This window comes from Streptomyces sp. SP18CS02, from assembly GCF_036322365.1.
GTDB lineage: Bacteria > Actinomycetota > Actinomycetes > Streptomycetales > Streptomycetaceae > Streptomyces.
Window position 1 is genome coordinate 324,853 of sequence record NZ_JAQYXC010000295.1, and the last position, 26,472, is coordinate 351,324.

At 72.1% G+C, this 26,472-nt stretch carries 21 protein-coding genes; 9 read left to right on the top strand and 12 right to left on the bottom strand.

The genetic code is table 11. From position 1 onward, the window contains the following. Positions 1 to 113: 113 nt before the first annotated feature. On the top strand, positions 114 to 1,682 hold the full coding sequence (locus PUR26_RS28230) for a DUF2079 domain-containing protein (RefSeq protein ID WP_329876484.1): 1,569 nt from the start codon (positions 114 to 116) through the stop codon (positions 1,680 to 1,682). On the opposite strand, the gene PUR26_RS28235 is transcribed toward PUR26_RS28230, so the two are convergent. Together PUR26_RS28235 and mgrA are read right to left on the bottom strand one after the other, a co-directional pair. Then, complete coding sequence (locus PUR26_RS28235; RefSeq protein WP_329876486.1) at positions 1,660 to 2,814, bottom strand: winged helix DNA-binding domain-containing protein; 1,155 nt, start codon at positions 2,812 to 2,814, stop codon at positions 1,660 to 1,662. The genes PUR26_RS28230 and PUR26_RS28235 overlap by 23 nt on opposite strands. A gap of 631 nt (positions 2,815 to 3,445) precedes the next feature. Continuing rightward, positions 3,446 to 4,483: an L-glyceraldehyde 3-phosphate reductase gene (mgrA, locus tag PUR26_RS28240; RefSeq protein ID WP_329876488.1), complete on the bottom strand. Its 1,038-nt coding sequence runs from the start codon at positions 4,481 to 4,483 to the stop codon at positions 3,446 to 3,448. A gap of 187 nt (positions 4,484 to 4,670) precedes the next feature. On the opposite strand from mgrA, the gene PUR26_RS28245 reads away from it, so the two are divergent. The 5 genes from PUR26_RS28245 (at position 4,671) to PUR26_RS28265 (ending at position 10,328) form a co-directional block, all read left to right on the top strand. Then, positions 4,671 to 5,432, top strand: a complete 762-nt coding sequence (locus PUR26_RS28245; protein WP_329876490.1) for an isoprenyl transferase — start codon at positions 4,671 to 4,673, stop codon at positions 5,430 to 5,432. A gap of 309 nt (positions 5,433 to 5,741) precedes the next feature. Continuing rightward, positions 5,742 to 7,064, top strand: a complete 1,323-nt coding sequence (locus PUR26_RS28250; RefSeq protein ID WP_329876492.1) for a PhoH family protein — start codon at positions 5,742 to 5,744, stop codon at positions 7,062 to 7,064. 394 nt (positions 7,065 to 7,458) lie between these two features. After that, a complete protein-coding gene (locus tag PUR26_RS28255; RefSeq protein ID WP_329876494.1) occupies positions 7,459 to 8,166 on the top strand; it encodes a transglycosylase SLT domain-containing protein in 708 nt (235 codons plus the stop codon). Positions 8,167 to 8,307: 141 nt separating this feature from the next. Further along, positions 8,308 to 9,621, top strand: coding sequence for an AI-2E family transporter (locus tag PUR26_RS28260; RefSeq protein WP_329876496.1), 1,314 nt, complete (start codon positions 8,308 to 8,310; stop codon positions 9,619 to 9,621). Continuing rightward, positions 9,618 to 10,328 (top strand): hypothetical protein, encoded by a 711-nt coding sequence (locus PUR26_RS28265; RefSeq protein WP_329876498.1) that lies wholly within the window; start codon positions 9,618 to 9,620, stop codon positions 10,326 to 10,328. The genes PUR26_RS28260 and PUR26_RS28265 overlap by 4 nt, the downstream gene beginning before the upstream one ends. Positions 10,329 to 10,395: 67 nt before the next feature. Here the strand turns inward: PUR26_RS28265 and PUR26_RS28270 are convergent, their stop codons facing one another. Together PUR26_RS28270 and PUR26_RS28275 are read right to left on the bottom strand one after the other, a co-directional pair. Then, the gene (locus PUR26_RS28270) at positions 10,396 to 10,929 is read right to left on the bottom strand and encodes an alkyl hydroperoxide reductase (protein ID WP_329876747.1); all 534 of its coding nucleotides are present in this window, start codon (positions 10,927 to 10,929) and stop codon (positions 10,396 to 10,398) included. A 1-nt stretch (position 10,930) separates the two neighbouring features. Beyond that, on the bottom strand, positions 10,931 to 11,485 hold the full coding sequence (locus tag PUR26_RS28275; RefSeq protein WP_329876499.1) for a peroxiredoxin: 555 nt from the start codon (positions 11,483 to 11,485) through the stop codon (positions 10,931 to 10,933). A gap of 129 nt (positions 11,486 to 11,614) precedes the next feature. Between PUR26_RS28275 and PUR26_RS28280 the strand changes: the two genes are divergently transcribed. Then, entirely contained in the window at positions 11,615 to 12,577 is a 963-nt protein-coding gene (locus PUR26_RS28280) for a LysR substrate-binding domain-containing protein (protein ID WP_329876501.1), read from the top strand. Positions 12,578 to 12,628: 51 nt separating this feature from the next. Here PUR26_RS28280 and PUR26_RS28285 read toward each other — a convergent pair whose 3' ends face one another. The 5 genes from PUR26_RS28285 to PUR26_RS28305 all read right to left on the bottom strand — a co-directional run bounded on the left by PUR26_RS28285 (position 12,629) and on the right by PUR26_RS28305 (position 17,600). Then, positions 12,629 to 14,977: an FtsX-like permease family protein gene (locus PUR26_RS28285; RefSeq protein ID WP_329876503.1), complete on the bottom strand. Its 2,349-nt coding sequence runs from the start codon at positions 14,975 to 14,977 to the stop codon at positions 12,629 to 12,631. Beyond that, the gene (locus PUR26_RS28290; RefSeq protein WP_329876505.1) at positions 14,974 to 15,663 is read right to left on the bottom strand and encodes an ABC transporter ATP-binding protein; all 690 of its coding nucleotides are present in this window, start codon (positions 15,661 to 15,663) and stop codon (positions 14,974 to 14,976) included. Before PUR26_RS28290 ends, PUR26_RS28285 begins: the two co-directional genes overlap by 4 nt. Beyond that, entirely contained in the window at positions 15,660 to 16,184 is a 525-nt protein-coding gene (locus PUR26_RS28295) for a PadR family transcriptional regulator (RefSeq protein ID WP_329876507.1), read from the bottom strand. Before PUR26_RS28295 ends, PUR26_RS28290 begins: the two co-directional genes overlap by 4 nt. Before the next feature lie 160 nt (positions 16,185 to 16,344). Then, entirely contained in the window at positions 16,345 to 16,659 is a 315-nt protein-coding gene (locus PUR26_RS28300) for a hypothetical protein (protein WP_329876509.1), read from the bottom strand. Further along, entirely contained in the window at positions 16,656 to 17,600 is a 945-nt protein-coding gene (locus tag PUR26_RS28305) for an SPFH domain-containing protein (protein ID WP_329876511.1), read from the bottom strand. Before PUR26_RS28305 ends, PUR26_RS28300 begins: the two co-directional genes overlap by 4 nt. Positions 17,601 to 17,836: 236 nt before the next feature. Between PUR26_RS28305 and PUR26_RS28310 the strand changes: the two genes are divergently transcribed. Beyond that, entirely contained in the window at positions 17,837 to 20,071 is a 2,235-nt protein-coding gene (locus PUR26_RS28310; RefSeq protein WP_329876513.1) for a transglycosylase domain-containing protein, read from the top strand. Positions 20,072 to 20,287: 216 nt separating this feature from the next. On the opposite strand, the gene PUR26_RS28315 is transcribed toward PUR26_RS28310, so the two are convergent. The 3 genes from PUR26_RS28315 to PUR26_RS28325 all read right to left on the bottom strand — a co-directional run bounded on the left by PUR26_RS28315 (position 20,288) and on the right by PUR26_RS28325 (position 24,788). Then, positions 20,288 to 22,378 (bottom strand): SpoIIE family protein phosphatase, encoded by a 2,091-nt coding sequence (locus PUR26_RS28315; protein WP_443077196.1) that lies wholly within the window; start codon positions 22,376 to 22,378, stop codon positions 20,288 to 20,290. A 234-nt stretch (positions 22,379 to 22,612) separates the two neighbouring features. Beyond that, the gene (gene fomD, locus PUR26_RS28320) at positions 22,613 to 23,299 is read right to left on the bottom strand and encodes a cytidylyl-2-hydroxypropylphosphonate hydrolase (protein WP_329876516.1); all 687 of its coding nucleotides are present in this window, start codon (positions 23,297 to 23,299) and stop codon (positions 22,613 to 22,615) included. Positions 23,300 to 23,393: 94 nt separating this feature from the next. After that, positions 23,394 to 24,788: a class II fumarate hydratase gene (locus PUR26_RS28325; protein ID WP_329876518.1), complete on the bottom strand. Its 1,395-nt coding sequence runs from the start codon at positions 24,786 to 24,788 to the stop codon at positions 23,394 to 23,396. 107 nt (positions 24,789 to 24,895) lie between these two features. Between PUR26_RS28325 and PUR26_RS28330 the strand changes: the two genes are divergently transcribed. After that, positions 24,896 to 26,455, top strand: a complete 1,560-nt coding sequence (locus tag PUR26_RS28330; RefSeq protein ID WP_329876520.1) for a ricin-type beta-trefoil lectin domain protein — start codon at positions 24,896 to 24,898, stop codon at positions 26,453 to 26,455. Positions 26,456 to 26,472 lie beyond the last annotated feature (17 nt).

Below are 26,472 nucleotides of genomic sequence, written 5' to 3' on the forward strand. Positions count from 1 at the left end.
GGGACGCTGTCGACGGGTGACCGCCACGAGGGGGAGGACCCGGACCGAGGGGAGGGCACCACGGGCCGCGACCTCACCTGACCCGGCCGTCCACCCGCCTACCATGCGGGCGTATGCGGACATTTCCAGGCAATGGGTCTCATGGGTCGCAAGGGCCGCACGGTCCTCGGGGAACACGCCCCATCATCCCGGCCCCCGCCAAGGACCCCACGGCCCCTCGCCCCGCCCGCCGCCTCCCCTCGGCCCTCCCCTGGGGATGGGCCGCGGGACTCTTCACGCTGTACGCCATCCTCGCCCTGCGCCGCCATGTGCTGCTGCGCACCACCGGCTACGACCTCGGCATCTTCGAGCAGGCGGTACGCGCCTACTCCCGGCTCCGCGCGCCGCTCGTCCCGTTGCGCGGCGACGATTTCAACCTGCTCGGCGACCACTTCCACCCGCTCCTCGCGGTGCTCGCCCCGTTCTACCGGCTCTGGCCCTCCCCGGTGTGCCTGCTGGTCGCCCAGTCGGCGCTGCTCGCCCTCGCCGTGGTCCCGCTCGCCCGCTGGGCCCTGGGGGCACTGGGCCGCCGGGCCGCCCATGTCGTCGCCGCCGGGTACGGACTGAGCTGGGGCATCGCCTCGGCCGCCGCGTTCGACTTCCACGAGGTGGCCTTCGCCGTACCGCTGCTCGCCTTCGCCCTCGAAGCCCTGGCGCACGGACGGTGGGCGGCGGCGGTCGTCTGGTCGGCGCCGCTGCTGCTCGTCAAGGAGGACCTGGGCCTGACACTGGCCGCCATCGGCGTGTACATCGCCGTCAAGGGGCCGCGCCGTCTGGGCGCCGCCACCGCCGTCGGGGGGCTGGCCGGCTCGCTGATCGAGTTCACGGTGCTGCTGCCCGCCCTCAACCCCGGTGGCGCGTACGCCCACGGCGGCAACCTCGCCGAGGGGTACGGCTCGCTGCTCAGCACCCTCGCCCACGCGCCCCTCGACGCCCTGCGCCCGGACATCAAGGCCATGACCCTGGTGCTGGTCTTCGCCCCGTCCGCCCTGCTGGCCCTGCGTTCGCCGCTCTCGCTGATCGCCGTGCCGACACTCGCCTGGCGGATGATGTCGCAGAACGCCTTCCACTGGGGCACGGCCTTCCACTACAGCGCCGTACTGATGCCCGTCGTCCTCGCGGGACTGATCGACGCGCTCGGCCGCTGGCGGCGCACCGACCATCCGCTCGCCGCGCGCCACGTCCGCGCCTCGCTCGCGACCGTCCTCGCCGTGACGCTGGTGATGCTGCCGTCCTTCCCGCTCGCCCAGCTCTTCCAGCGGGCCACCTGGCGGACCACGGTCCACATCGAGGCGGCCAGGGCGCTGCTGGCCCGCATCCCGGACGGGGCGACCGTCGCCGCCTCCAACCGTCTGGTCCCGCAGCTCACCTCACGCTGCACGGTGGTCGTCTTCCCGACCTTCCCCGTCGAGGGCAGGCTGTACGAGTACGACAGGAAGCGCCTCCCGCCGCCCACCGCCGAATGGATCATCCACGACCGGCAGGCGCCCGAGGCGTGGCCGTACCGGACCGGGCACTGGCCCTATCCCATCGAGCGGCAGGAGGCCGAACTGGCCGCCGCCCGGGACACGTACGGCTACCGGGTCGTCGCCCGCCGGGACGGCGTCACTCTGCTCCGGCTCACGCGTGCGGCCCGACGGTGACCTGCCCGACCGCCAGCTCCGCCCTGCCCTCCAGCACCTCACCGGTCCGCTCGGCCTGCTCGGCCAGCTCCCGGCGGTGCGCGGCTCCCAGCGGGCCGACCGGCTCGACCGTCACCACGATCCGCCGCCCCGCCCGGCGCTGGTGCCACACCCCCGCCACCTCGCCGTCCACCAGCAGGACGGGGAAGTTGCCCGCCTGCCCGCGCGCCAGGGCCCGCCCGCCGGCCGCCCCGGGAAAGAGCAGTTCCCGCGGCTGTGAGGCGATCGTGAACGCGTCGAAGTACGGCAGCAGACGCACCCCCCGTACGGGCTCCCGCGGGAACGAGGTGTCACCCCCGGCCACCCACGCCGGGCCGCCCGCGAAAGCCACCTCCTCGATCACGCCGTCCGCCGCCAGCTCCCCGAACAGCGCCGTCGCCCAGGCCCTCGGCGCCGCCAGCCACCGGGCGTAGTGCGCCGGGGTCGCGGGCCCGTAGGCCCGCAGATAGCGGCGGACCAGTTCGGCCGACGCGGTCGGTCCGTCCAGCGGGACCACGCCCGGGTTGGTGAAGGTCACCCTGCGGCCCCGGTCGCGCCCGAAACGCAGCACCCCCCGGTGGGCCGCCGTATGCGTCACCTGCCGCCAGCGCGGCCACTTGTCCTGGAAGGCTTCCATCACCCGCTCGCCCGCCCAGGGGCCGGTCCGCGCCACGATCGCCTCGGTCAGCTCGTCCACGGTCAGCTCCTCGCCCGTCAGGGCGTCGGCGATCGCGGCCAGCACCTCGTCGGTCTGCCGGGCCGTCATCCGCACCTCGGCGGGCATCGGGTTCGGACCCGGCGGGACCGCCGACAGCGCGCCCGTCCACAGCGCCAGATCGGCCGCGGGCAGCAGATGCACGGTGCCGCGCGGCCCGTACGTCCTGACCAGGCCGCCGTCCGCCCCGAGGGCGCCCCGTACGTCGGTGCGCGTCGCCCCGGACATGCGCAGCGCCACCGACAGTTCGGCGGCCGGCCGCACCTGCGCGTGCGCCGCCAGCATCGCCCCGGTGACGGCGGCGGGCGAGGAGCCGGGCCCCGCCGGGCCGGCCAGGTGCTGTCGTGCGATGCGCCGGGCGTTCGCCTCGGTCCAGGTCACCTGCCGTGTGGTCGTCATGTCGCGACCGTAGGGGGGAACGAGGTCGGAACCTGTCCGCTTTCCGCTGTCCCTCTCTCCCTCTTCCCCCCTTCCCCCCTTTCCCCCTTTCCCTCTTTCCCTCTTTTCGCTTTTCCGCGCGACGGCCGGGGTACCGCGACGGCCGGGGTACGGCGTGCGCGCCGGACACCGCGCCGCCTGCGCTGCCGCTGCCGGCGCCGCCCGGCGCGCGTCGGCACCGGCCGGACCGCCGCCCGCCGGCACGACGGCTGGGCCGCCCGGGTGAATCACCGGCGCGTCGCGCCGGCCCCCGGGCGGGGCCCGGGCGCGCGCGGGGTGCGGGACTCCGGGCGAGGTGCGCGGGTGCTGCCGGGGCGCGGGTGGACGGAGGTGCCCCCGTGCCGCAGCGTCAACCGGGCGCCTCTCCCACCGGGTCACCCGTGGGAGTTACCCGCCCCGGCTCGAGGGGAGCGGCGCGACCGCCCTCCCACCTGCTGCGACGGTGCGGCCCCGCGGGCTGCCGCTTTTCGGGGCGCGGCCACGGCCTGTCGTGGCGGGCAGCATCGCTTACGAAGGGTTATGGTGGAAACCCCCCCTCGGGCCGGTCCGTATCCCCCCCACGGACCGGCCCGTTTTCGTGCGCGGCCTCCGGTCAGCTCCGCGCGGCCCAGATGTTGGTACCCGCGGTGTCCACCGCGAAGGAGTCGATCTCCTTGAGCTCATCGGCGCCCAGCGGCGGCCCCGCCAGCGCCGCCACGTTCTGCTCCAGCTGACGGACGCTCGACGCCCCGATCAGCGCGGACGTCATCCGCTCGTCCCGCAGCACCCAGGTGAGCGCCAGCTGCGCCAGCGACTGGCCGCGCCGGCGGGCGATCCCGTCCAGGCCGCGCAGCCGCCGCAGGACGTCCTCGGAGAGCAGACCGGGGTCGAGCGACTTGCCCTGGGTGGCCCGGGAGCCCTCGGGGATGCCCTGCAGGTACTTGTCGGTGAGCAGCCCCTGGGCGAGCGGCGCGAAGGAGATGCAGCCCATCCCGGCCGCCTCCAGGGTGTCGAGGAGCCCGTCCTCCTCGGTCCAGCGATTGATCATGGAGTAGGACGGCTGGTGGATCAGGGCCGGCACGCCCATCTCCTTCAGCAGCCGGGCCGCCTCCGCGGTCTGCTCGGCGGTGTACGACGACACCCCCGCGTAGAGCGCCTTGCCCTGCTGCACGGCGGTGGCGAGGGCACCCATGGTCTCTTCGAGCGGGGTGTTCCGGTCGAAGCGGTGCGAGTAGAAGATGTCGACGTACTCGACGCCCATCCGCTTGAGCGACGCGTCGAGCGAGGACAGCAGGTACTTGCGCGACCCCCACTCCCCGTACGGGCCGGGGTGCATGTAATAGCCCGCTTTGGTGGAAAGGATCAATTCATCACGGTAAGGGGCGAAATCCTGAGCGAAGATCTTGCCGAAGTTCAGCTCGGCGGACCCGGGCGGCGGGCCGTAGTTGTTCGCCAGGTCGAAGTGCGTCACGCCGAGGTCGAAGGCGCGGCGCAGGATCGCGCGCTGGGAGGCGAGCGTCCGGTCGTCGCCGAAGTTGTGCCACAGGCCCAGGGAGACGGCGGGCAGCTTGAGCCCGCTGCGGCCCGTACGGCGGTACTCCATGGAGTCGTAGCGGTCGTCGGCCGCGCGGTAGGAGGGGGAATCAGTCACGTCTCCCTCCTTATCACGGACTTGTGACAGGCCGGGTTGGGCCGCCGTGACCCCCGCGCAGTAATGTGGCGGCTTCGGGGTCGGCCGCCGCGCTCAGGAGTCGAGCTGTGCCGCATCCCCCGGGGCCGGCGTCCGGCACCCCCGCTCGGGGGCGGGCGGGCCCGTAGGCAATCGAGAGGTGAGATCGGTGAACTTGCGCGACCTGGTGTACAGGCTCTACGCACGCCGGGTGGAAGGCCGCCTCGATCACGCCCAGGTGCCCAAGCACATCGGCGTCATCCTCGACGGCAACCGGCGCTGGGCGAAGGCTTCCGGCGGCACGCCCGAGCAGGGTCACAAGGCCGGGGCGAGCAAGATCCAGGAACTGCTCGGCTGGTGCGCCGAGACCGACGTCGAGGTCGTCACGCTCTGGATGCTCTCCACGGACAACCTGAACCGGCCGGAGGAGCAGCTCGTCCCGCTGCTCGGGATCATCGAGGACGCCGTCCGGGCCCTCGCCGCCGACGGCCGCTGGCGGGTGCACCACGTGGGCACCCTGGACCTGCTGCCGGCCCGTACCCAGGCGGTGCTGAAGGAGGCCCAGCAGGCGACCCACGGCAACACCGGAATACTGGTCAACGTGGCCGTCGGCTACGGAGGCCGTCAGGAGATCGCCGACGCGGTCCGCTCGCTGCTCCTGGAGCACGCGGACAAGGGGACGAGCTTCGAGGAGCTCGCCGAGATCGTGGACGTCGAGCACATCTCCGAGCACCTCTACACGCGCGGCCAGCCCGACCCCGACCTGGTGATCCGCACCAGCGGCGAGCAGCGTCTGTCCGGCTTCATGCTCTGGCAGAGCGCGCATTCGGAGTACTACTTCTGCGAGGTCCATTGGCCGGCCTTCCGGAAGGTCGACTTCCTGCGCGCGCTGCGCGACTACGCCGCCCGCCACCGGCGCTACGGCACCTGAGGAACCCGTCGAGGCGGGAGCGGGGGGCGCACCCGGCCCTGGTCACCGGGTGTTCATCAACGCGTCGTCATATGCCATGGCATGGTGGCGCTCGTTGAAGGGAATACCCCTCTCAGACTGAGCGGCACGTCAGACCGCTCGCCCGGGAGGCCCTTTGCACCAGGACGACCGTGCAGGACGTGTACGGGCGGCGCGGGGGGCCGGGGCCCGGCCCGCGCATCGTGGCCCGATGCCGGCCTCATACCCGCGCGACGCCGCCGCAGTCGCACCCCGACCTCATGTGCCTCTATCTGAGGGGGTCTGTCCTCCGTGGTGACCAGCACTAAGCGCCGCATGCCCGACAGGCGCACCTACGTTCTCGACACCAGCGTCCTGCTGGCCGACCCCAACGCCATGACGCGTTTCGAGGAGCACGAGGTCGTGCTCCCGATCGTGGTCGTCACGGAGCTGGAGGCCAAGAGGCACCACCCGGAGCTGGGCTATTTCGCCCGTCAGGCCCTGCGCCTGCTGGACGACTTCCGGATCCGGTACGGCCGCCTCGACGCCCCCCTCCCCGTCGGAGACCTCGGCGGCACGCTCCGGGTGGAGCTCAACCACTCGGATCCCGGTGTCCTGCCGGCCGGCTACCGCCTCGGTGACAACGACTCACGCATCCTGGCGGTCGCGCGCAACCTCCAGGCCGAGGGGTACGACGTCACGGTCGTGTCGAAGGACCTGCCCCTGCGCATCAAGGCGTCCTCCGTGGGCCTCCTCGCCGAGGAGTACCGCGCGGAGCTCGCCATCACCGACTCCGGCTGGACCGGAATGTCGGAACTGTCCCTCGCTGCCGACCAGGTGGACCTGCTCTACGGCGAGGAGACGCTGTACGTCCCCGAGGCGGCCGAGCTGCCGGTCCACACCGGCCTGGTCCTCCAGTCCGAGCGCGGCAAGGCGCTCGGCCGGATCACCGCCGAGGGCAGCGTGCGGCTGGTGCGGGGGGACCGGGAGGCGTTCGGCATCCGCGGCCGCAGCGCGGAGCAGCGCATCGCGCTCGATCTGCTGCTCGATCCGGACGTCGGGATCGTGTCGCTGGGCGGCCGTGCGGGCACGGGCAAGTCCGCGCTGGCGCTCTGCGCCGGCCTGGAGGCGGTCCTGGAGCGCCGCCAGCACCAGAAGGTGATGGTCTTCCGGCCGCTGTACGCGGTCGGCGGCCAGGAGCTCGGCTATCTGCCGGGCACCGAGGCCGAGAAGATGAGCCCGTGGGCGCAGGCGGTCTTCGACACGCTCTCGGCGGTGGCGAGCCGCGAGGTCATCGAGGAGGTGCTGGGCCGCGGCATGCTGGAGGTGCTGCCGCTCACCCACATCCGGGGCCGCTCCCTGCATGACGCGTTCGTCATCGTCGACGAGGCCCAGTCCCTCGAACGCAACGTCCTGCTGACCGTGTTGTCCCGTATCGGGGCGGATTCCCGGGTCGTCCTGACGCATGACGTGGCCCAGCGCGACAACCTGCGCGTGGGGCGCTACGACGGAGTCGTGGCCGTGGTCGAGAAACTGAAGGGGCATCCGCTCTTCGCCCACGTCACCCTGACCCGTTCCGAGCGCTCGCAGATCGCCGCGCTCGTGACCGAGATGCTGGAGGACGGGCAGATCTAACGCGTCTGTCCTGATATGGGAGTTGGTGCCGCCCGGTGAGCGCGAGAGCGTAGCCGGGCGGCACCGTGCTGTGCGGCGCTTTCCGTAAAACTGCCGTGACGGACGGGGTGTGAGCTTTCACACGCAACGATTAATTGCCTTGCGGCGTCGCCTTCGGGCAGAGTCTTGCTTCCGTCAGGCCCCGCATACGGCACACGTGCATCTCCAGGGATGCCGCACCACACAACTCAACAACTGTCCGCCGTATGCCGCCCGCAGCACCACGCGGCACTCCCGCAGGGGAGTTGCCCACCGGGCCCGTGTCCCCCGTGACCCAGTTAGTGGGGGGATCAGCGACAGGGGCACGATTTCGCCCGTGAGGTCACCTGTGCGGGCGATGCTGGAAGGAAACCGTGTGAGCCGGATCTCGGTCCGGGGATTCGCGGTGGCATCTGCCACTGCGGTCACCACCGTAGGTGCCGTCGTCGGCGTGGCATCGGGCAACACCCAGCCCGCGAACGACAACTTCGAGGCGACCGCCGCCGACACCACGCTCCTGGCGGACATCCCTGTCGGCCAGCAGGCCCAGGTACAGGTCTCGTCGCTGACGCAGCAGGCCGAGGCGCAGGCCGCCGCGGCCGACTCGGCGGCGCAGAAGTCCGCCGAGGAAGCCGCCCGCATCCAGGCCGCCAAGGACGCGAAGGCCAAGAAGGACGCCGCGGACGAGGAGGCGGAGCGCGAGCGCGAGGCCAAGGAGGCCAAGGAGGCCGAGGAGCGCGCCAGCCGGTCCGCCGTGCGCGACGCCTCCAGCTTCTCGACGCAGAGCTCCTACAGCGTCGCCGAGGTCCAGGCGATGGCTCGCCAGATGATCCCCGGCGACCAGTTCCAGTGCTTCAGCAACATCGTGGACCACGAGTCCACCTGGAACTACCGGGCCCAGAACCCGTCCTCGGGCGCGTACGGCCTGGTCCAGGCGCTCCCGGGTTCCAAGATGTCGTCGGCCGGCGCCGACTGGCAGACCAACCCGGCCACGCAGATCAAGTGGGGCCTGAACTACATGAACGACCGCTACGGCAGCCCCTGCGGCGCCTGGGACTTCTGGCAGGCCAACCACTGGTACTAGCGCGTCCTGCGGGTACCCGGTACCCGCCCGCGCCACAGCTCGACTTCGCGGAGCCCCTCGCCGACCGACGGCGAGGGGCTCCGTGCGTGTACCGTCGAGGGCCGGAACTCCTGGCGGGAGTGCGGGGGAAGAGAGAAGAACATGTCGAAAGTGCCAGGTTGGCTCGGCCGCTTCGGGTCCGGTCTGTCCCGGATGAACGAGCGGATCGACGAGCGTCGCGCGGAGGCCGAGTCCGGCGACCCCGTCGTCGTCACGCCGGAGCCCGAGAGCGTGCCGGCGCCCCCCACCTACGCCCCCGCCGTCGCCGCGCGGCCCGATCCCGTCGCCGCCATCCCCTGGGGGATGCGGGTGGCGGCCGAGGCGGGCTGGCGACTGCTCGTCCTGGCGGGCACACTCTGGGTCCTGATGAAGGTCATCAGCACCGTGCAGCTGGTGGTCCTCGCCTTCGTCGCCGCCCTCCTGATCACCGCCCTGCTCCAGCCCACCGTGGGCCGGCTGAGGGGGATGGGGCTGCCGCGCGGGCTCGCCACCGCGGTCACCGCCGTCCTCGGCTTCGTCATCATGGGGCTGGTCGGCTGGTTCGTGGTCTGGCAGGTGATGGACAACCTCGACAACCTCTCGGACCGGGTCAGGGACGGTATCGAGGAGCTCAAGCGCTGGCTGCTCGACAGTCCCTTCCATGTGACCGAGCAGCAGATCAACGACATCGCCAAGAACCTCAGCGACACCATCGGCACCAATACCGAGGAGATCACCTCCGCGGGCCTCCAGGGCGTGACCGTCATGGTCGAGGTGATGACCGGCATACTGCTCACGATGTTCTCGACCCTCTTCCTGCTGTACGACGGGCGGAAGGTCTGGGAGTGGGTGCTCAAGCTGGTGCCGGCGCAGGCCCGCCCCGGTGTCGCGGGCGCGGGCCCGCGCGCCTGGCGCACGCTCACCGCCTACGTGCGCGGGACGGTGATAGTCGCTCTGATCGACGCGATCTTCATCGGTCTCGGGATCTGGTTCCTCGATGTGCCGATGGCCGTGCCGCTCGCCGTCTTCATCTTCCTGTTCGCCTTCATCCCGCTGGTCGGCGCGGTCGTCTCGGGCGCCCTCGCGGTGGTCGTCGCGCTGGTGACCCAGGGCGTGTTCACCGCGCTGATGGTGCTGATCGTGGTCCTCGCCGTGCAGCAGATCGAGGGACACGTGCTCCAGCCCTTCATCCTGGGCCGGGCGGTCCGCGTCCACCCGCTCGCCGTCGTCCTCGCGGTCGCGGCCGGCGGTCTGACCGCCGGGATCGGCGGCGCGGTGGTGGCCGTACCGCTGGTGGCGGTCACCAACACGGTCGTCGGCTACCTGCGGGCCTACAGCCACGAGCAGGCGCTGCGTCAGGCGCCCTCGCCGCACGGCGCCACCGCGCCGGACACGGCTCCCACGACGGCGGCGGGAGCGTCGAAGGGCACGCGGTGATATCCGAACCCGAGCTGATCGGCGGGCCGGACGTGCCGCCCCAGCGCGGTCCGGACGGTCCCGTCGACGTGATCGTCGACACCGGCCCGGCGCCCGACGGGCCGCCGCGCCCGCGGCGATCGTGGTTGTGGGCGCTCGGCGGAGCGGTCGCCGCGTCCGCGCTGTGGGCCGGCGGGCTCTGGGCCTACCAGGCCGGCGGACCCGATCTGCGGGGCTACCGCGCCAGCGACGACCTGTGCGCGGACGCGAAACTGCCCGCGCTGGTCGCGGCCCTCGGGAAGCGGGGCGAGGACGCGCCGGGCCTGAGCGACAGGCACCCGGCCCTGGACCGGGCCCAGTGCACGGTGACCCTGGGCGAGCAGGAACCCTGGCACACCGTCGACGTCACCTACGAGCTGCACAGGAGGACCGACCCGGGCCCGGAGTTCGAACCGCTGGTCAGGGCGCAGGGCTGGGACGACACGTCCGTACGGCCCCTCCCGGGGGTGGGGGAGCGGGCCTTCGTCATGCAGGAGGAGGGCTTCGCCTGGCTGACGGCCGTGGACGGGCCCGCCGTGGTGACGGTCTCCGTCGGCGTGGAGATGGCCGGCGACCCCGAGACGGGGGAGAGCCGTCCGCCGGACACCTCGGCCCTGGCGGGTATCGAGGAGTTCCTGGCCGAGGACGTGAAGACGCTCATGGCCGGCCTCCGCGAACCCGCCCAGTGACAGCACAAGGGGCCCACCGACCATGTGTCGGTGGGCCCCTTGCCGTGTCGCGTGGGGACGCGGGGTACTACTGGGCCAGAACGGCTTCCGCGTCCAGCGTCGCGCCGACCGCCTGGATCACCGCGGCGATCTTGAACGCCTCCTGGATCGTCTCGCGGTCCACGCCGGCCTTGCGGAGCACCTGCTCGTGGGAGTCGAGGCACTGGCCGCAGCCGTTGATCGCGGAGACGGCGAGCGACCACAGCTCGAAGTCGACCTTCTCCACGCCCGGGTTGCCGATGACGTTCATCCGCAGACCGGCGCGCATCGTCCCGTACTCCGGGTCGGAGAGCAGGTGACGCGTGCGGTAGAAGACGTTGTTCATCGCCATGATGGCGGCGGCCGACTTGGCGGCCGTGTACGCCTCGGGCGCGAGCTTCGCCTTGGCCTCGGGCTCCAGCTCCGCCAGGACCTTGGGCGACCGCGAGGCGATCGCGCAGGCCAGGACGGTGCCCCACAGCTGCTGCTGCGGGAGCTCGCTGTTGCCGATGACCGAGCCGAGGTTCAGCTTCAGGTCCTTGGCGTAGTCCGGTATGGCGGACTTCAGCTCGTCGAGGGCCATGTCACTCACCGGCCAGGAGCTTGACCGGGTCCAGGGTCTCTTCGCCGGACTTCCAGTTGCACGGGCACAGCTCGTCGGTCTGCAGGGCGTCGAGCACCCGCAGGACCTCCTTGGGGTTACGGCCGACGGAGCCGGCGGTCACCATGGTGAACTGGATCTCGTTGTTCGGGTCGACGATGAACACGGCGCGCTGCGCGAAGCCGTCCTCGCCCTCGACGCCGCACTCGCGCATGAGCTCGTGCTTCGAGTCCGCGAGCATCGGGAAGGGCAGGTCACGCAGGTCGGCGTGGTCCTTGCGCCAGGCGTGGTGCACGAACTCGGAGTCGCCCGAGGCGCCGAGGATCTGGGCGTCACGGTCGGCGAACTCGTCGTTCAGCTTGCCGAAGGCGGCGATCTCGGTGGGGCAGACGAAGGTGAAGTCCTTCGGCCAGAAGAACACCACGCGCCACTTGCCCTCGTAGGACTTGTGGTTGATCTGCTCGAACTCCTTGCCGCTCTCCAGCGACACACAGGCGGTCAGGTCGTACGTGGGGAACTGGTCACCGACAGTGAGCACGCGCTCTCCTTGCAGTAGGAATTCCCTTTTGAGGTCTTCCGTGGGGGTTGGACGGGTTCCAGCATGGCACGGAGTGCATTGATCAGTGAAATAGCTAGACTGGGTCGTGTTGATCGAGGGTGGTTATCAGTGGTGTCCATATATAGGGCCAAGCAGCCCAGTCTGGCCCAGCTGCGCGCGTTCGCGGCGGTGGCCGAGCATCTGCACTTCCGCGACGCGGCGGCGGCGATCGGGATGAGTCAGCCCGCCCTTTCGGGCGCGGTTTCGGCTCTCGAAGAGGCACTCGGTGTCCAGCTGCTGGAGCGTACGACACGCAAGGTGCTGCTCTCGACCGCGGGGGAGCGGCTCGCGGTGCGGGCCAGGGCCGTGCTGGACGCGGTGGGCGAGCTGCTGGAGGAGGCCGAGGCGGCGCGGGCCCCGTTCACCGGCGTCCTGCGGCTCGGCGTCATCCCCACCGTCGCCCCCTACCTCCTGCCGACCGTCCTGCGGCTGGTCCACGAGCGCTACCCCGAGCTGGACCTCCAGGTGCACGAGGAGCAGACCTCGTCGCTGCTCGACGGCCTCGCGGCGGGCCGGCTCGACCTGCTGCTGCTCGCGGTCCCGCTGGGCATACCGGGCGTCACCGAACTCCCGCTCTTCGACGAGGACTTCGTCCTGGTCACGCCGGAGGGCCACCGGCTGGGCGGCCGCACCGACATCCCGCGCGAGGACCTGCGGGAACTGCGCCTGCTCCTCCTCGACGAGGGCCACTGCCTGCGCGACCAGGCGCTGGACATCTGCCGGGAGGCCGGCCGCGAGGACGGTGCCGAGGTCACCACCACCGCGGCCGGCCTGTCCACCCTGGTCCAGCTCGTCGCGGGCGGCCTCGGCGTGACGCTGCTGCCGCGCACCGCCGTCAAGGTCGAGACCGGGCGCAACTCCCAGCTGATGACCGGGTACTTCGCCGACCCGGCCCCCGCCCGGCGGGTCGCCCTCGCGATGCGCGCGGGGGCGGCGCGGCAGGCCGAGTTCGAGGAGCTGGCGCAGGCGATGCGCGAGGCGATGGCCGCCCTCCCCGTCCGGGTGCTCCCCGCCCGCGACGGGGAGCACTGACCCGGCCCACCCGGCGCCCCCTGCCTCCCGCTCGGGCGGGGCGCCGTCGCCTCACTCCGTACGCAGACCGTCCGGGCGCATCACCCGCCACAGGGCGGGCAGGCTGAGCACCGTCACGCCCAGGATCAGCGCGGCCCCGACACCGGTCACCGGCAGGAACACCCACCAGTCCTCGACCCGTTTGCCGATCAGCCGCAGCAGGGCCACGCCCAGCCCGAGCCCGCCGGCCACCGAGAGCGCCAGGCCCAGACCGATCGGCACGGCCGTCTGCCACAGCACCGACCAGCCCAGTGTGGTGCGGCGCGTCCCGAACGCCACCAGCATCGCCAGCAGCCGCTTGCGGTCGCGCAGCTGCTCCAGGGTGGACACCAGCAGGGACAGGGCGATCAGGACCATCGTGGCGGTCGCCGCGACGAAGATGCCCTTGCGCACGCTGCTGTACTGGGCGTCGCGCTCGAAGTCCAGGAGCGTCCGGACCCGGAGCGCGGGATCGATGTGCGCCGCCGTGTTGCGTACGTACTCCGCGGCGTCCGGCATCCCCGGATCGACGCGGATCATCGCCCGGGCCTGGGGGACGTCCAGCTGTGTGGTGTCGATCGAGGAGGGCGTGGCCAGGATGCCGAACCGGTGGAGGCCCATCGGGTCCGGCCGTGCGTCGACCGTGCGGGCCGTGGCGGGGATCCGCCACACCAGGGGGCCGGCTTCCGGGCTCCCGTCGGCCCTGCGCAGATCGACCGGTGCCCCGGCCCTCGCCGTCTTGCGGACGTAGTCGTCGTCGGGGCCGCCCGCGCCGTGCGACAGGGCGATGAAGACGTCACCGTCCGTACAGGAGGGCAGGTCCGCCAGCTCGGCCAGCGAACGGCAGTCCCCCACCGTCAGGGCCGTGGTCGGCACGAACGGCTCGTCCGCGCGGGGCGGGCCCGGCCGCTGCGCGCCGGACTCGATCGTGCCGATCACGCCCACGACGCCCTTGGTCGCCGAGAACCGCTCGATCATCTCGCGTGCCTCACCACCGCTGCGCGCCCTGACGACCGCCTCCAGCTGGGCCCGCGCCGAGTCCATGCCCGTCGGCCGCATGAAGTCGTTCTGCATGGCCTGGAACAGCATCTGGAGCGCGATGGCCCCCGCGGCGGCCACGACGATCCCGCTGACCGCCCGCGCCGCCGTGCCACTGCTCAGCTGGAGCCTGCGGACAGCCAGCTGCCAGGGCACCGGGCCGCCCCGCAGCCGCTTGACCGCGGCCTCCACCAGCCAGGGCAGCAGCGTCGTGAGACCGGTGAGCGCCAGCAGGGCGCCCGCCGCGATCTGGTACGTGCCGATGGAGGCGTCCATCATCCCGATGTCCCCGGCCATCGGGATCAGCAGCGCCCCGCCGGCCGCGACCATGAGCAGCCGCCACCACAGCCGGCGCGGGCGCGGCGCTGCCTCGCGTACGACCCCCAGGGGCTCGATCGAGATGCCGCGGAGGGAGAAGACGGTGACCACGACCGCGCAGGCGGGCACGATCACCGCGATCACCGCGGCCAGCCCGGGGGAGGGCACCAGGTCGGCCGGGAAGACATTCACGTTCCAGACGGTCACGCGGCCCAGGACCTCCCTCAGGAGGATCAGGAAGCCGGCCCCCGCGACCAGGCCGAACAGGGCCCCCGCCAGGGACTCTCCCGCGGCGATCCGCCGGGCCGTGGCGCCGTCCGCGCCGACCAGGCGCAGGGCGGCCAGGCGCCGGTCGCGCTGTTCGCCGCCGAAGCGCACGGCGGTGGCGATGAAGACGAGGACGGGCAGCAGCAGCACCACGCAGGTGATGACGATGATCAGCAGCAGGAATCCGCCCAGGTCCCGGCCCCGCGGCTGGTCGTAGCCGAAGGCGTCGCCCCGGCGCGCCCTGTCCTCGGTGAGGGAGGAGTCGCCCGCGTAATAGGTGAGCTCGCCCGGCCCGATCAGGCCGGCGTCGCCGATGGTGCCGATGTCCCGGTACGGGAAGCGGTCCCTCAGCAGCGCGCCCTCGGGGGATTCGAGCAGCTCCCTGAGGGCGGAGGAGACGACCATCTCGCCGGGCCCCGGCAGCCTCTTTGTGCCGGGCGGCTCCGGGGCGTCGTCGCCCTCGGCCCGGACGACCACCCCGTGGATGGTCTCCCCGCGGAACGCGGTCTCGGGGGTGATGTAGAGGAACGAGCGCGCGGAGCGCGCGGCGTCGTCCCCGCCCGTGAAGATCGCCCGCGCGTCCGAGCGGTCGCCTCGGCTGTCGAGCAGGTTGGGTATGGAGGCGGCGATCAGCAGCAGGGCGACGCCCAGGCCCACGCCGACGCCGGTCAGCAGGGTGCGGGTCCAGCCCCGTGGGCCGCCGGTGACGGCGAGACGCGCGCCCAGGGCCAGGTCACGGGCCCAGGAACGCGGGCTCACAGGGCGCCCGCCGTGTCCCGCACCGAGCCGTCGCGCACGACGACCTCCCGGTCCGAGTAGGCGGCGACGCGGGCCTCGTGGGTGACCAGGACGACGGCGGCGCGGGTGTCGCGCGCCGCTTCGGTGAGCAGCCGCATCACCCGCTCGCCGTTGAGGGAGTCGAGGGCTCCGGTCGGCTCGTCGGCGAAGATCACCCGGGGCGAGGTGACCAGGGCCCGGGCGACCGCGATGCGCTGGCCCTGCCCGCCCGACACCTCGCCGGGCCGCTTGCCGGCGGCATCGGCGACCTCCAGGCGCTCCAGCCACTCCATGGCCCTGCGCTCGGCGGCCTTGCGGCGCTCGCCGTTCAGGCGCAGGGGAAGGGCGACGTTCTCCGCCCCGGTCAGCTCCGGGACGAGCTGGCCGAACTGGAAGACGAACCCGAAGTCGGTGCGGCGCAGCGCGCTGCGGCCCGCGTCGGACAGGGACGTCAGGTCCCGGCCGTCGTAGGAGACGGTCCCGGCGTCGGGCCGGACGATCCCGGCCAGACAGTGCAGCAGGGTGGACTTCCCGGAGCCGGAGGGACCCATGACGGCGACGACCTCGCCGGCCCGCAGCGAGAAGGAGGCGTCCGCGAGCGCGGCGGTCCGCCCGTACGTCTTGCCGAGGCCGGAGGCGGCCAGGAGGGGCGGGGCGGAGGCAGTCATCGGGTGATCTCCTTCGCCAGCTGGTCGAGCCGGGCGGCGGTCAGTTCCAGCCAGCGCAGATCGGCTTCCAGATGGAACAGCGCGTGATCGCAGATCAACTGGTCCGCGAGGTCGCCGGTCTGCTTGCGCCGGGTCAGGTCGCGCATCAGACGCAGGTGCTCGGCCCGCTGGGCGTCCAGCAGCCCGGCTGCGCCGCGGCCGGTGAGCAGGGCCAGGACGACCTTGGTGTAGAGGGTCGACTGGAGGTACGGCTCCGGCTTCTCGGGGGTGTGGAGCCACTGCTCGACATCGGTCACCCCGGCCTCGGTGATGGCGTACCGCTTGCGTTCGGGACCGCCGCCCGCCTCGATGCCGTCGACCTCGACGAGTCCGTTCCTCAGCAGCCGGGACATCGTCGAGTACACCTGGCCGTAGTGGAGCGGGCGGTCGTGCCCGAACCTCTCGTCGAAGGCGCGCTTGAGGTCGTATCCGTGCCGCGGGCCGGACTCCAGGAGTCCGAGAAGGGTGTGACCGATTGACATGGCGGCCACTGTACATCGTGCGTATACATACGATGTATAGCTGTCTGAAAAGAGACCGCCTGCCCCGGGTGGGGCAGGCGGTTCGGAGGGTGTCGGTGTCCATGACCGGCGGGGCGCGTGCGACCGGTGCTCCCACCGGCCCCGGAGGGCCGCCCGGGTCCTACGAGGGGCCCCGGGGCGCGTCCGGCCCGGATCCCGGTCCCGCGTCCGGCCGCGCGCCGCCCGGTCCGGATCCCGGTCCGGCACCCGGTGGAGCGTCCGGCGTCGCGGGACGCGCCTTCGGCGGGCGGCCACGGCGGGGGAGGGGGCCGGGGGCCGAGGGGAGGCGGCCCGCCTCCGACAGGGCCTTGCGCAGCAGGAACTCGATCTGGGCGTTCGCGCTGCGGAGCTCGTCCGAGGCCCACCGGGCGAGCGCCTCGTACACCACGGGGTCGAGGCGCAGGAGTACCTGCTTGCGCTGCCGGCTTTCGGTCACTGGTACAGGGTGCCCGTGTTGAGGACCGGCTGGGCCGCGCGGTCACCGCACAGCACCACCATCAGGTTCGACACCATCGCCGCCTTCCGCTCCGAGTCGAGCTCGACGATGTCCCGCTCGGTGAGCCGGTCGAGCGCCGCCTCCACCATGCCGACCGCGCCGTCCACGATCTGCCTGCGGGCCGCCACCACCGCGCCCGCCTGCTGGCGCTGGAGCATCGCGGAGGCGATCTCCGGGGCGTACGCGAGGTGGGTGAAGCGCGACTCGATGATGTGCACCCCGGCCGCCTCCACACGTGCGTGCAGCTCGACCGCCAGCTTCTCGGTGATCTCCTCGGCGTTGCCCCGCAGCGACAGGCCTTCCTCGTCGTGGGCGTCGTAGGGGTACTCGATCGCGATGTGGCGCACGGCCGCCTCCGTCTGCGTCGAGACGAACTCCAGGAAGTCGTCGACCTCGAACATCGCCTGCGCGGTGTCCTCGACCTTCCACACCACGACGGCCGCCAGCTCGATCGGGTTGCCGTACGCGTCGTTGACCTTCAGGACCGCCGTCTCGTGGTTGCGCACCCGCGTCGAGATCTTCATCCGCGAGGTGAACGGGTTGACCCAGCGCAGGCCGTCCGTGCGGATCGTGCCGCGGTAGCGGCCGAAGAGCTGGACCACCCGCGCCTCGCCCGGCGCCACCATGTTCAGCCCGCACATGGCGAGGAAGGCACCGAAGGCGATGAGGACGCCGACGATGATCAGGGCCGCCTTCACGCCGGTCGCGGCCGCCGCGACACCCGCCACGACCAGGCAGACGCCCGCGGCCAGGCCGCCCAGGCCCAGCAGCAGCGCCAGGCCGCCGCCGATGCTGTGCGCCGCGAACTCCCGGACCTGTGGCGCCGGCATGGTGGGCACCTCGGGAAGGTCGCCGGTGGTGTTCCTGCTGGTCTCGGACATGTTCGTCCCCCGTTCATCCCTGGCTCCGCAGTCCCGCGAAGCTCTAGCAAAGTGATATCACTTTATCGTATGTCGCAACCCTGCGCCCTCCTCGTGAGTCGGTTCCCTTGAAGGCGGGTGCTGATTGTCACGTCCGGAAAAGAAGGGATCCGTTGACGTTTGTCGGTACCAGCGGTGTTAGTTTGCTGAGCTGATCTGGCCGTGACCGAAGAGACGAAGAGCGGAGCAACGAAGCGATGGGCCGAGCGGAAGCGCGACAACCCCGGCAGCGCGATCCGCGCCGGGCGAAGAGCGAAGGCGCGGGCATACGCCGCTTCTTCACCCTGAGGAAGCTGCTGGGCGGCTTCCTCCTGTGCTGCCTGCTCGCCATGGGCGCGTTCTACGTGGTCTATCTGCTCGTCCCGGTCCCCACGGCCAATGCGCAGGCGACGATGCAGAGCAACGTCTACAAGTACAGCAACGGCAAGATCCTGGCCCGGACGGGCGAGATCAACCGGGAGATCGTCGGCCTGGAGAAGATCCCGGTGGACGTGCAGAAGTCGTTCGTCGCCGCCGAGAACAAGACCTTCTACGAGGACTCCGGCGTCGACATCAAGGGCACCGCCCGCGGTGTGCTGAACACCGTCACCGGCAAGGGCAAGCAGGGTGGCTCGACCATCACCCAGCAGTACGTCAAGAACTACTACCTGGACCAGGACCAGACGGTCTCCCGCAAGCTCAAGGAACTGGTGATCTCGCTCAAGGTCGACCAGCAGATGAAGAAGCCCGAGATCCTGGCGGGCTACATGAACACCAGCTACTACGGCCGGGGCGCGTACGGCATCCAGGCCGCCGCCCAGGCCTACTACCGGGTCGACGCGGACAAGCTGAACGTCGCGCAGGGCGCCTACCTCGCCGCGCTCCTCCAGGCCCCCAACCAGTACGACTGGTCCATGGCGTCCGGCACCGGGAAGAAGCTGGTCACCGAGCGCTGGAACTACGTCCTGGACAACATGGTCGAGGAGGGCTGGCTCCCGCAGTCCGAGCGCGCCGGGCTCACCTTCCCCGAGCCCAAGGCGCCGAAGGCGGCCCCGGGCATGGAGGGCCAGACCGGCTACCTCGTGGAGGCCGCCAACCAGGAGCTGATGCGCCAGGGCGTCAGCGAGGAGGACATCAAGGCCGGCGGCTGGACGATCACCCTCAACATCGACGAGGGGCGCCAGAAGGACCTCGTGAAGGCCGTCGACCGGCAGCTGGAGGAGAAGCTCGACCGCAAGGGCGACAAGGCGGACGCCACCGTCCAGGCCGGGGCGACCTCCGTCGATCCCAAAACCGGCCGGGTCGTCGCGCTCTACGGCGGCATAGGCGCCACCGAGCACTGGATGTCCAACGCCACCCGCCGCGACTACCAGCCCGCCTCGACCTTCAAGCCGATCGTCCTCGCCTCCGCGCTGGAGAACGACTCGGAGACGCAGGACGGCCGCGCCATCGGCCTCGGCACCATCTACGACGGCACCAGCAAGCGCCCGGTCCAGGGCGGCGACACCGAATTCGCGCCGGAGAACGAGGACGACCGGGACTACGGCCCGGTCACCGTCCAGCGCGCCACCAACAAGTCCATCAACTCGGTGTACGCCCAGATGATCGTGGACGTGGGCCCGGACAAGGTGAAGAAGACGGCGCTCGACCTGGGCCTGAAGGACAGCAAGGACTGGCCGGAGCAGCCCGCGATGTCCCTGGGCACGATGGGCGCCTCCCCCTGGGACATGGCCGGCGCCTACGCGACCCTCGACAACCACGGCAAGAAGGTCACGCCGTCGATCGTGAAGTCCGCCGAGCACAAGGACCGCAGGGCCGAGCTCCAGGACCCGATCGGCGAGCAGGTCCTCAGCCGGGAGTCGGCCGACACCGTGACCCAGGCGATGACCGGTGTGGTCGAAGAGGGTTCGGGGGTGAACGCGGCCGGTGAGTACGAGGCGGCCGGCAAGACCGGCACGTCGGAGAACAACCGCTCCGCCTGGTTCGTGGGCTACACCCCCGAACTCGTCACCGCCGTCGGCCTCTTCGGCGAGAAGACCGACGGCACCGGGCAGGTCACCCTGACCGACACCATCAACCCGGGCCGCGCCAACGGTGGTGGCGTCCCCGCCAGGATCTGGCGGGCGTACACGACCGGTGCCCTGGACGGGGGCTCCGACGCCCAGTTCGACCTGGAGGTCGACGAGAGCGCCGATGTCGGCGCGGAACCGGCGCAGACGCCCACCGAGGAGCCGACCGAGAGCGAGTCGCCCAGCGAGGAGCCGACGGAGAGCGAGTCGCCCAGCGAGGAGCCGACCCCCACCCGGACACCCACCCGGACGCCCCCGTCGACGCCCCCCACCCCGACCGCGACGCCGACCGGCGATCCGACGGGCGACCCGGGCGACACCGGCGCCACGGGCGGCGAGCCGGAGGACCCGACGGGCAACGGGGAGAACCTGCTCAGGCCATGACCCGGCGGGCCCGGCGGGCCCGGCGGGGTCGTGCCCCGGTTCATGGCACCCGGTGACCCGGTGACCCGGTGACCCGGTGACCCGGTGACCTTTTGGCCCTGTGACCCCGGGGCCACAGGGGCACGGGACTCCCGGCGCGGTACGAGAAAGGTGGCCGGCCCCCTCGGGGACCGGCCACCTTCGTCGTGTCACGCCGTCGGACGACGCGCTACGGCGTCACGCGCGGGTGGGCAGTTCGAACCAGACCACCTTGCCGGTCGAGAGCCGGGTGGCCCCCCACCGCCTGGCCAGCCGGTTCACCAGGAAGAGGCCCCGCCCGCCTTCGTCGGTGTCGCGGGCACGCCGCTGGCGCGGCAGCTGGGGCGCGTCGTCACCGACCTCGCAGCGCAGCACGTCCGTCCGCAGCAGCCGCAGGGTCACCGGCCGCTCCGCGTACCGCACGGCGTTGGTGACGACCTCGCTGACGAGCAGCTCGACGCTGTCCGAGAGCTCCTCCAGGTCCCACCGGGCCAGCGCCCGACGGGCGAGCCTGCGGGCCCGGCCGGGCGCCGCGTCCTCCGGCTCCAGGAACCAGTAGGCGACATCGCTCGGTGCGATCCCGTCGAAGCGGGCGGCGAGCAGGGCGATGTCGTCGTCCCGGTCGCCCGGGCCGAGCATGTCCAGGACGTCGTCGCAGAGCGCCTCCAGCGGCGGGGAGTGGTCGGGGCCGGTCAGCTGGGCGGTGGCGGCCAGCCGCTCGCGCAGCTGCTCTATACCGGTCCACACGTCCCTCAGCCGGGACTCGACGAGCCCGTCGGTGTAGAGCAGCAGCGTGGCGCCCGCGGGGGCGTCCAGCTCGACCGCCTCGAAGTCGACGCCGCCCACGCCGATGGGCGCCCCCGGCGGCACCCGGAGCACCTCGGCCCGGCCGCCGAGATGGAGCAGTATCGGCGGCGGATGGCCCGCGTTGGCGATGGTGATCCGGTGCGCGACCGGGTCGTACACCGCGTACATGCAGGTGGCCATGCGGTTCTCACCGAGCCGCTGGGCCTGCTCGTCGAGGTGGTGCAGCACCTCCTGCGGAGGCAGGTCGAGCCCGGCCAGGGTCTGCGCGGTGGTGCGCAGCTGGCCCATGATGGCGGCCGACGTCATGGAGTGGCCCATGACGTCGCCCACGACCAGCGCCACCCTGCTGCCGGGCAGCGGGATGGCGTCGTACCAGTCCCCGCCGACGCGGGCCGTCTCGGCGGCCGGCAGATACCGGGAGGCGAGCTTCACGCCGGTCGGCTGCGGCAGGTTCTCCGGCAGCATGGTGCGCTGGAGCTCGTCGGCGATGTACGCCTCGCGCCCGTAGAGCACGGCCTTGTCGATGCCGAGCGCCGTATGGGTGGCCAGCTGCGCCGCCACCAGGAGGTCGTTGGGTTCGAACGACGGCCGGTCGGGGCGGCGCAGGAACACCGCGGCGCCGATCACCCGCCGACGCCCGCGCAGCGGCGCGAGGATCGCCCGGTGCCCGGACGGTACGGAGCGGCCGTCGCCGAGGAGCTCGGGCAGCGCCGCGCGGGCGGCGGCCGAGTCGCCGAAGACCGGGCGCACGCCCCGCAGGACCTCGGCGAGGGCGCCTCCGGGGCGGACCTCGCACAGTTCCGCCGCGGGCCCGGGTTCGGCCTCGCCGCCCGCCGGCCCGGCCGTGGCCAGGCCGAGTTCGCAGTCGTCATCGGTTAAACGCAGCCGGTCCGTGCGGCGCAGCCGCAGGACGAAGGGGTCGACGGGCCGTTCGTCGCCCACCGGCAGCGGGTCGCGCAGATAGACCAGGATCGCGTCGGAGAAGGTCGGCACGGTCGCCCGGCACAGCCCCAGCACGATCTCGTCCAGGTCTATCCCCCGGGCGATGCGCCGGGTCGCGGCGCCGACGAAGCGCAGCCGGTCGCCCTCGCGGCGGGCGGTGCCCACCGGGTCCTGGGGGCCGGCCCCGGACGGCGCGGACACGGCGCCCACGGCGGGCACGGACCCCGGTGCCGCCCCGGAGGCGGATGTCGTCGTGGAGGTGGGCGGGGGACCGCCCAGACCGCCGTTGCCGGGCCCGGCCGGGCCGCGCCCGGGCGCCGGTACGTGGCCCGCGCCGGCCGTGTGCGCGGCGGCCGGTCCGTGCCCGGGTCCCGGCGCGTGACCGCAGCACGGGCCGCGTCCGGGCGCGGAGGCCGGCCCCGACGCGGCCGCGGTCGACGCGGCGGGTGCCGGGGGCGTCTCCTGCCGCGGCCGGGTGCGTTCCTGCGGTCGGGCAGCGAGGGGCTGCCGGCCTTCGTGGGAGGTGGGATGCTCCGTCACGCGTGGGATTCCGTCCGTCCGGGCCGGTTGGGCGATGCAGTCGCTCTGTCAGGCGCTATACCCGCTGTGAGGGGGGCGTCGACAAGGGGCGCGGGATCCGGGCACACATCCAGCACGGCTCCACTCCCTCGTTGATGACTTACGGTCAGGTCCTGCTCTGTACTCAGTCGTTACTGCTTCGCGGCCTTGCGGAGGACGATCCTACGTTTGCCCCCCTGGGGCGCATCAAGGGTCTCACGGAGCCGTGTGCGCCGGAGTGCGATCCCAGTCCGCCGGCAGCTCCGGAACGGGCCAGTGCGGCTCCGGCCGCCAGTTCTCCCAGCCGTCGGAGAACGGCGGCCCCCACGAGCGGACGACCTCGATCGCGGCCCGCCCGGCCTCGCGGACCCGCGCGGCCTGGGCCGCGTCCATCAGGCCGCTGCGCTGGGCCTGCGCGAACTCGTCCTCGTCGCGCCACAGCCACGTACGGTCCGGGAAGACGGAGATGTCCAGGAAGTGGTCCTCGGAGTCCACGCCCCCGGACCACCGGGTGTGCGGCTCCTCCAGGTTGACGTACCAGCTGCGGAACTCCCAGTCGTCGTCCCAGAAGAGCCAGACCGACCACGGCTCACCGGGGCGGACGAGCTTCAGCACCCCCGTACCGCTCCAGCGGGCGCGCCGGGTGGTGCGGGGGGCCGTGTAACGGGTCGCCAGCGGCTCCTCGTGGACGGGGGTGCCGTCGGCGAGGACGGGTTTGACGCACTCGGTCCCCGGCGCCATCCACACGGCGAGCAGATCGGGGGAGTCCCGCACCACGGTCACGGGCCGGCAGATATGGACGTGGTCGCCGCCGTTGTCCCTGTACCGCCACAGAATCTGCGCACCCGGCGCCCAGCGCGCGCCCTCGGCGCACGCCCCGGTTCCCGTCGTCTCGGCTGTCATGCGCAGATCTTACGGGCGCGCATTCCGGCCCTCACCGTGACGGAGGCCACCGCGGGGGACGGGTGTGCGCCCGGAACCGGCGTGGGGACGAGGGTCACGGACGCGTCATGCGCAGGACGTCCAGGGCCTCGTCGAGTTGTTCCAGCGTCAGGTCGCCCCGCTCCACATACCCCGATTCCAGCACCACTTCGCGGATCGTCCTGCGTTCGGCCAGGGACTTCTTGGCGACCTTCGCCGCCTCCTCGTACCCGATGTACTTGTTGAGCGGGGTCACGACGGACGGCGACGACTCGGCGTACTCGCGGGCCCGCTCGGCGTTGGCGGTGATCCCGTCGACCGTGCGGTCCGCGAGCAGTCGCGAGGCGTTGGCCAGCAGCCGGATGGACTCCAGCAGGTTCCTGGCGATCACCGGAAGCATCACGTTGAGCTCGAAGTTGCCGGAGGCGCCGGCCGTGGCGACCGTGGCGTCGTTCCCGACGACCTGGGCGGCGACCATCAGGACGGCCTCCGGGATCACCGGATTGACCTTGCCGGGCATGATCGACGAACCCGGCTGGAGGTCCGGGAGATTGATCTCGGCCAGCCCGGTGCGCGGTCCGGAGGCCATCCAGCGCAGATCGTTGGAGATCTTGGTGAGTCCCACCGCGATGGTGCGCAGCTGCCCGGAGGTCTCCACCAGCCCGTCCCGCGCGCCCTGGGCCTCGAAGTGGTCCCTGGCCTCGGTGAGCGGCAGCCCGGTGGCGCGCGCGACCTCGGCGATCACCGCGGCGGAGAAGCCGGGCGGGGTGTTGATGCCGGTGCCGACCGCCGTGCCGCCGAGGGGAAGTTCGGCCAGGCGCGGAAGCGAGGCACGGAGCCGCTCCACGCCGTAGCGCACCTGCGCCGCGTACCCGCCGAACTCCTGGCCCAGCGTCACGGGCGTGGCGTCCATCAGATGCGTACGGCCGGACTTCACGACGTCCGCGAACGCGGCCGACTTCCGCTCCAGCGCGGCGGCCAGGTGGTCCAGCGCCGGGATCAGGTCATGGGTGACGGCGGCCGTCGCCGCGATGTGGATGGAGGAGGGGAAGACGTCGTTGGACGACTGGGAGGCGTTCACGTGGTCGTTGGGGTGGACGTCCCGGCCCAGGCGCTCCCCGGCGAGCGTGGCGAGCACCTCGTTCGTGTTCATGTTGGACGAGGTGCCGGAGCCGGTCTGGAAGACGTCCACCGGGAAGTGCTCGTCCCAGCGGCCCTCGGCGACCTCGGCCGCCGCCTCGCGGACGGCTCCGGCGATGTCCGCGTCGAGGACTCCCAGTTCCGCGTTGACCTTGGCGGCGGCGGCCTTGATGTGGGCCAGTGCCTCGATGTGGGCGCGTTCCAGGCGCTGCCCGGAGATGGGGAAGTTCTCCACCGCCCGCTGGGTCTGGGCCCGCCACTTGGCATGGGCGGGGACCCTCACCTCGCCCATGGAGTCGTGCTCGGTCCGGTACTCGCTCGCGTCGCTCATGGTTCTCCAACCTCCCGTGAAAGTTGAGCACTTGTCTTGTTCTGTGTATTCCCAAGACTCGTACCGGCCAGTAAAAACCGTGGGTAACCCCACTTCCAGGAGGCGCAATGACGCGCACCAGAACCGGACCCGGACGCGGGCCGGTACGCAGGCTCGGGCTCCGGTGCACGGTCGCGGCGGCCGCCGCGCTCGCGGCCGCCATCGGCGCGACGACCGCCGCCACCGCCGCTCCGGCGGGCACCGAGGCCCCTCGCACCACCGCGTCCGTCCCGCTCCCGCCCGAGCTGGAGAAGATCCGCGCGGCCGAGGCCACCGCACTGTACGGCAGCCCCGCCGAGCGTCCGCCCGCCGAGCGCAGGTCCGGCCTGATCTCGCTGGGCGACAGCGAGATCTCGGGCGAGGGCGTCGGCACCTACGAGCCGGGCACCAACGGCCCGGACAACTGGTGCCACCGCTCGCCCGACGCCGCCATCCACCGCACCGGCATCCCCGCGGACGTCACCTACAACGTCTCCTGCTCCGGGGCGTACAGCGGAAACATCCGCATCGGCGGTACGAAGCAGTACGCCGACGAACTCGTCCAGAGCGACAATCTGGCCATCAAGGCCCGCAACACCCGCATCAAGATGGTCCTCCTGGTCGCCGGCGCCAACGACGACCTGCAGTTCGGTCCGGTGATGACCGACTGCGTCACCCGTTACCTGACGCTCCAGGGCCCCTGCGAGCCCACGTACGCGGGCGGCTGGCAGGCCCGCGTCGACGCCCTCGTTCCCAAGGTCGAGCAGACCGTGCGCGACCTGCGCACCGTGATGCGCGACGCCGGATACGCCGACGGCGACTACCGGATGGTCGTCATGGGCTACCCGAGCCCCATCGGCCCGGACTTCCCCGACAACCCCTCCTTCCCCGGCAAACTGATCTGCGGCGGCCTCGGATACGACTCCGACACCGTCTGGGGCCGCAACACCGCCGTCCCCGCCTTCGAACGCGGCATGCGCGAGGCGGCCAGGGCCACCGGCGCCACCTACCTCGACAACTCCCGGCTCTTCCACGGGCACGAGGTCTGCATGGAGAACACCTGGGCGCGCGGTCTGTACATCGACCTGTCCAAGCCCGGCACGCCGGACGCCAACTCCGTACGCCAGTCCTTCCACCCGAACGCGGCCGGGCACGCCGCCTTCGCCTCCTGCCTCACCCAGCTGTACGACTCGGGCCTGCGCGAGGGGAGCTGCGCCGACCCCGCCTCCACCGGCAGGCCGGTGCTGCAGCCCGGGGCGTGGGACGACCTGTTCAAGCCCCTCAGGAACGAGGCCACCGGGACCTGTCTGGACGTCACGGCGTCCGTCACCCGCAACGGCACGGCCGTCGGCGGCTGGGACTGCCACGGCGGCCGCAACCAGGACTGGTGGTACGACCCCGCCCAGCAGGCGGTGCGCACCGGACTGACCCATGACCGCTGCCTGGACGTGCCCGCCGCCAGGTACCAGGCGGGCGTCGATCCGGTCCTGTGGAACTGCTCCGGCGCGGCGAACCAGAAGTTCGTCCGCCAGGCGGGCACCATCCGCCCGGCGGCGGCGACCGGGCTCTGCCTGACGCTCGGCGCGGCGAAGGCGCCCGTGGAGCTCCAGCCCTGCGACGGCTCGCCGAAGCAGCGCTTCACCGCCTGACCGCCGGCATCGCCGCG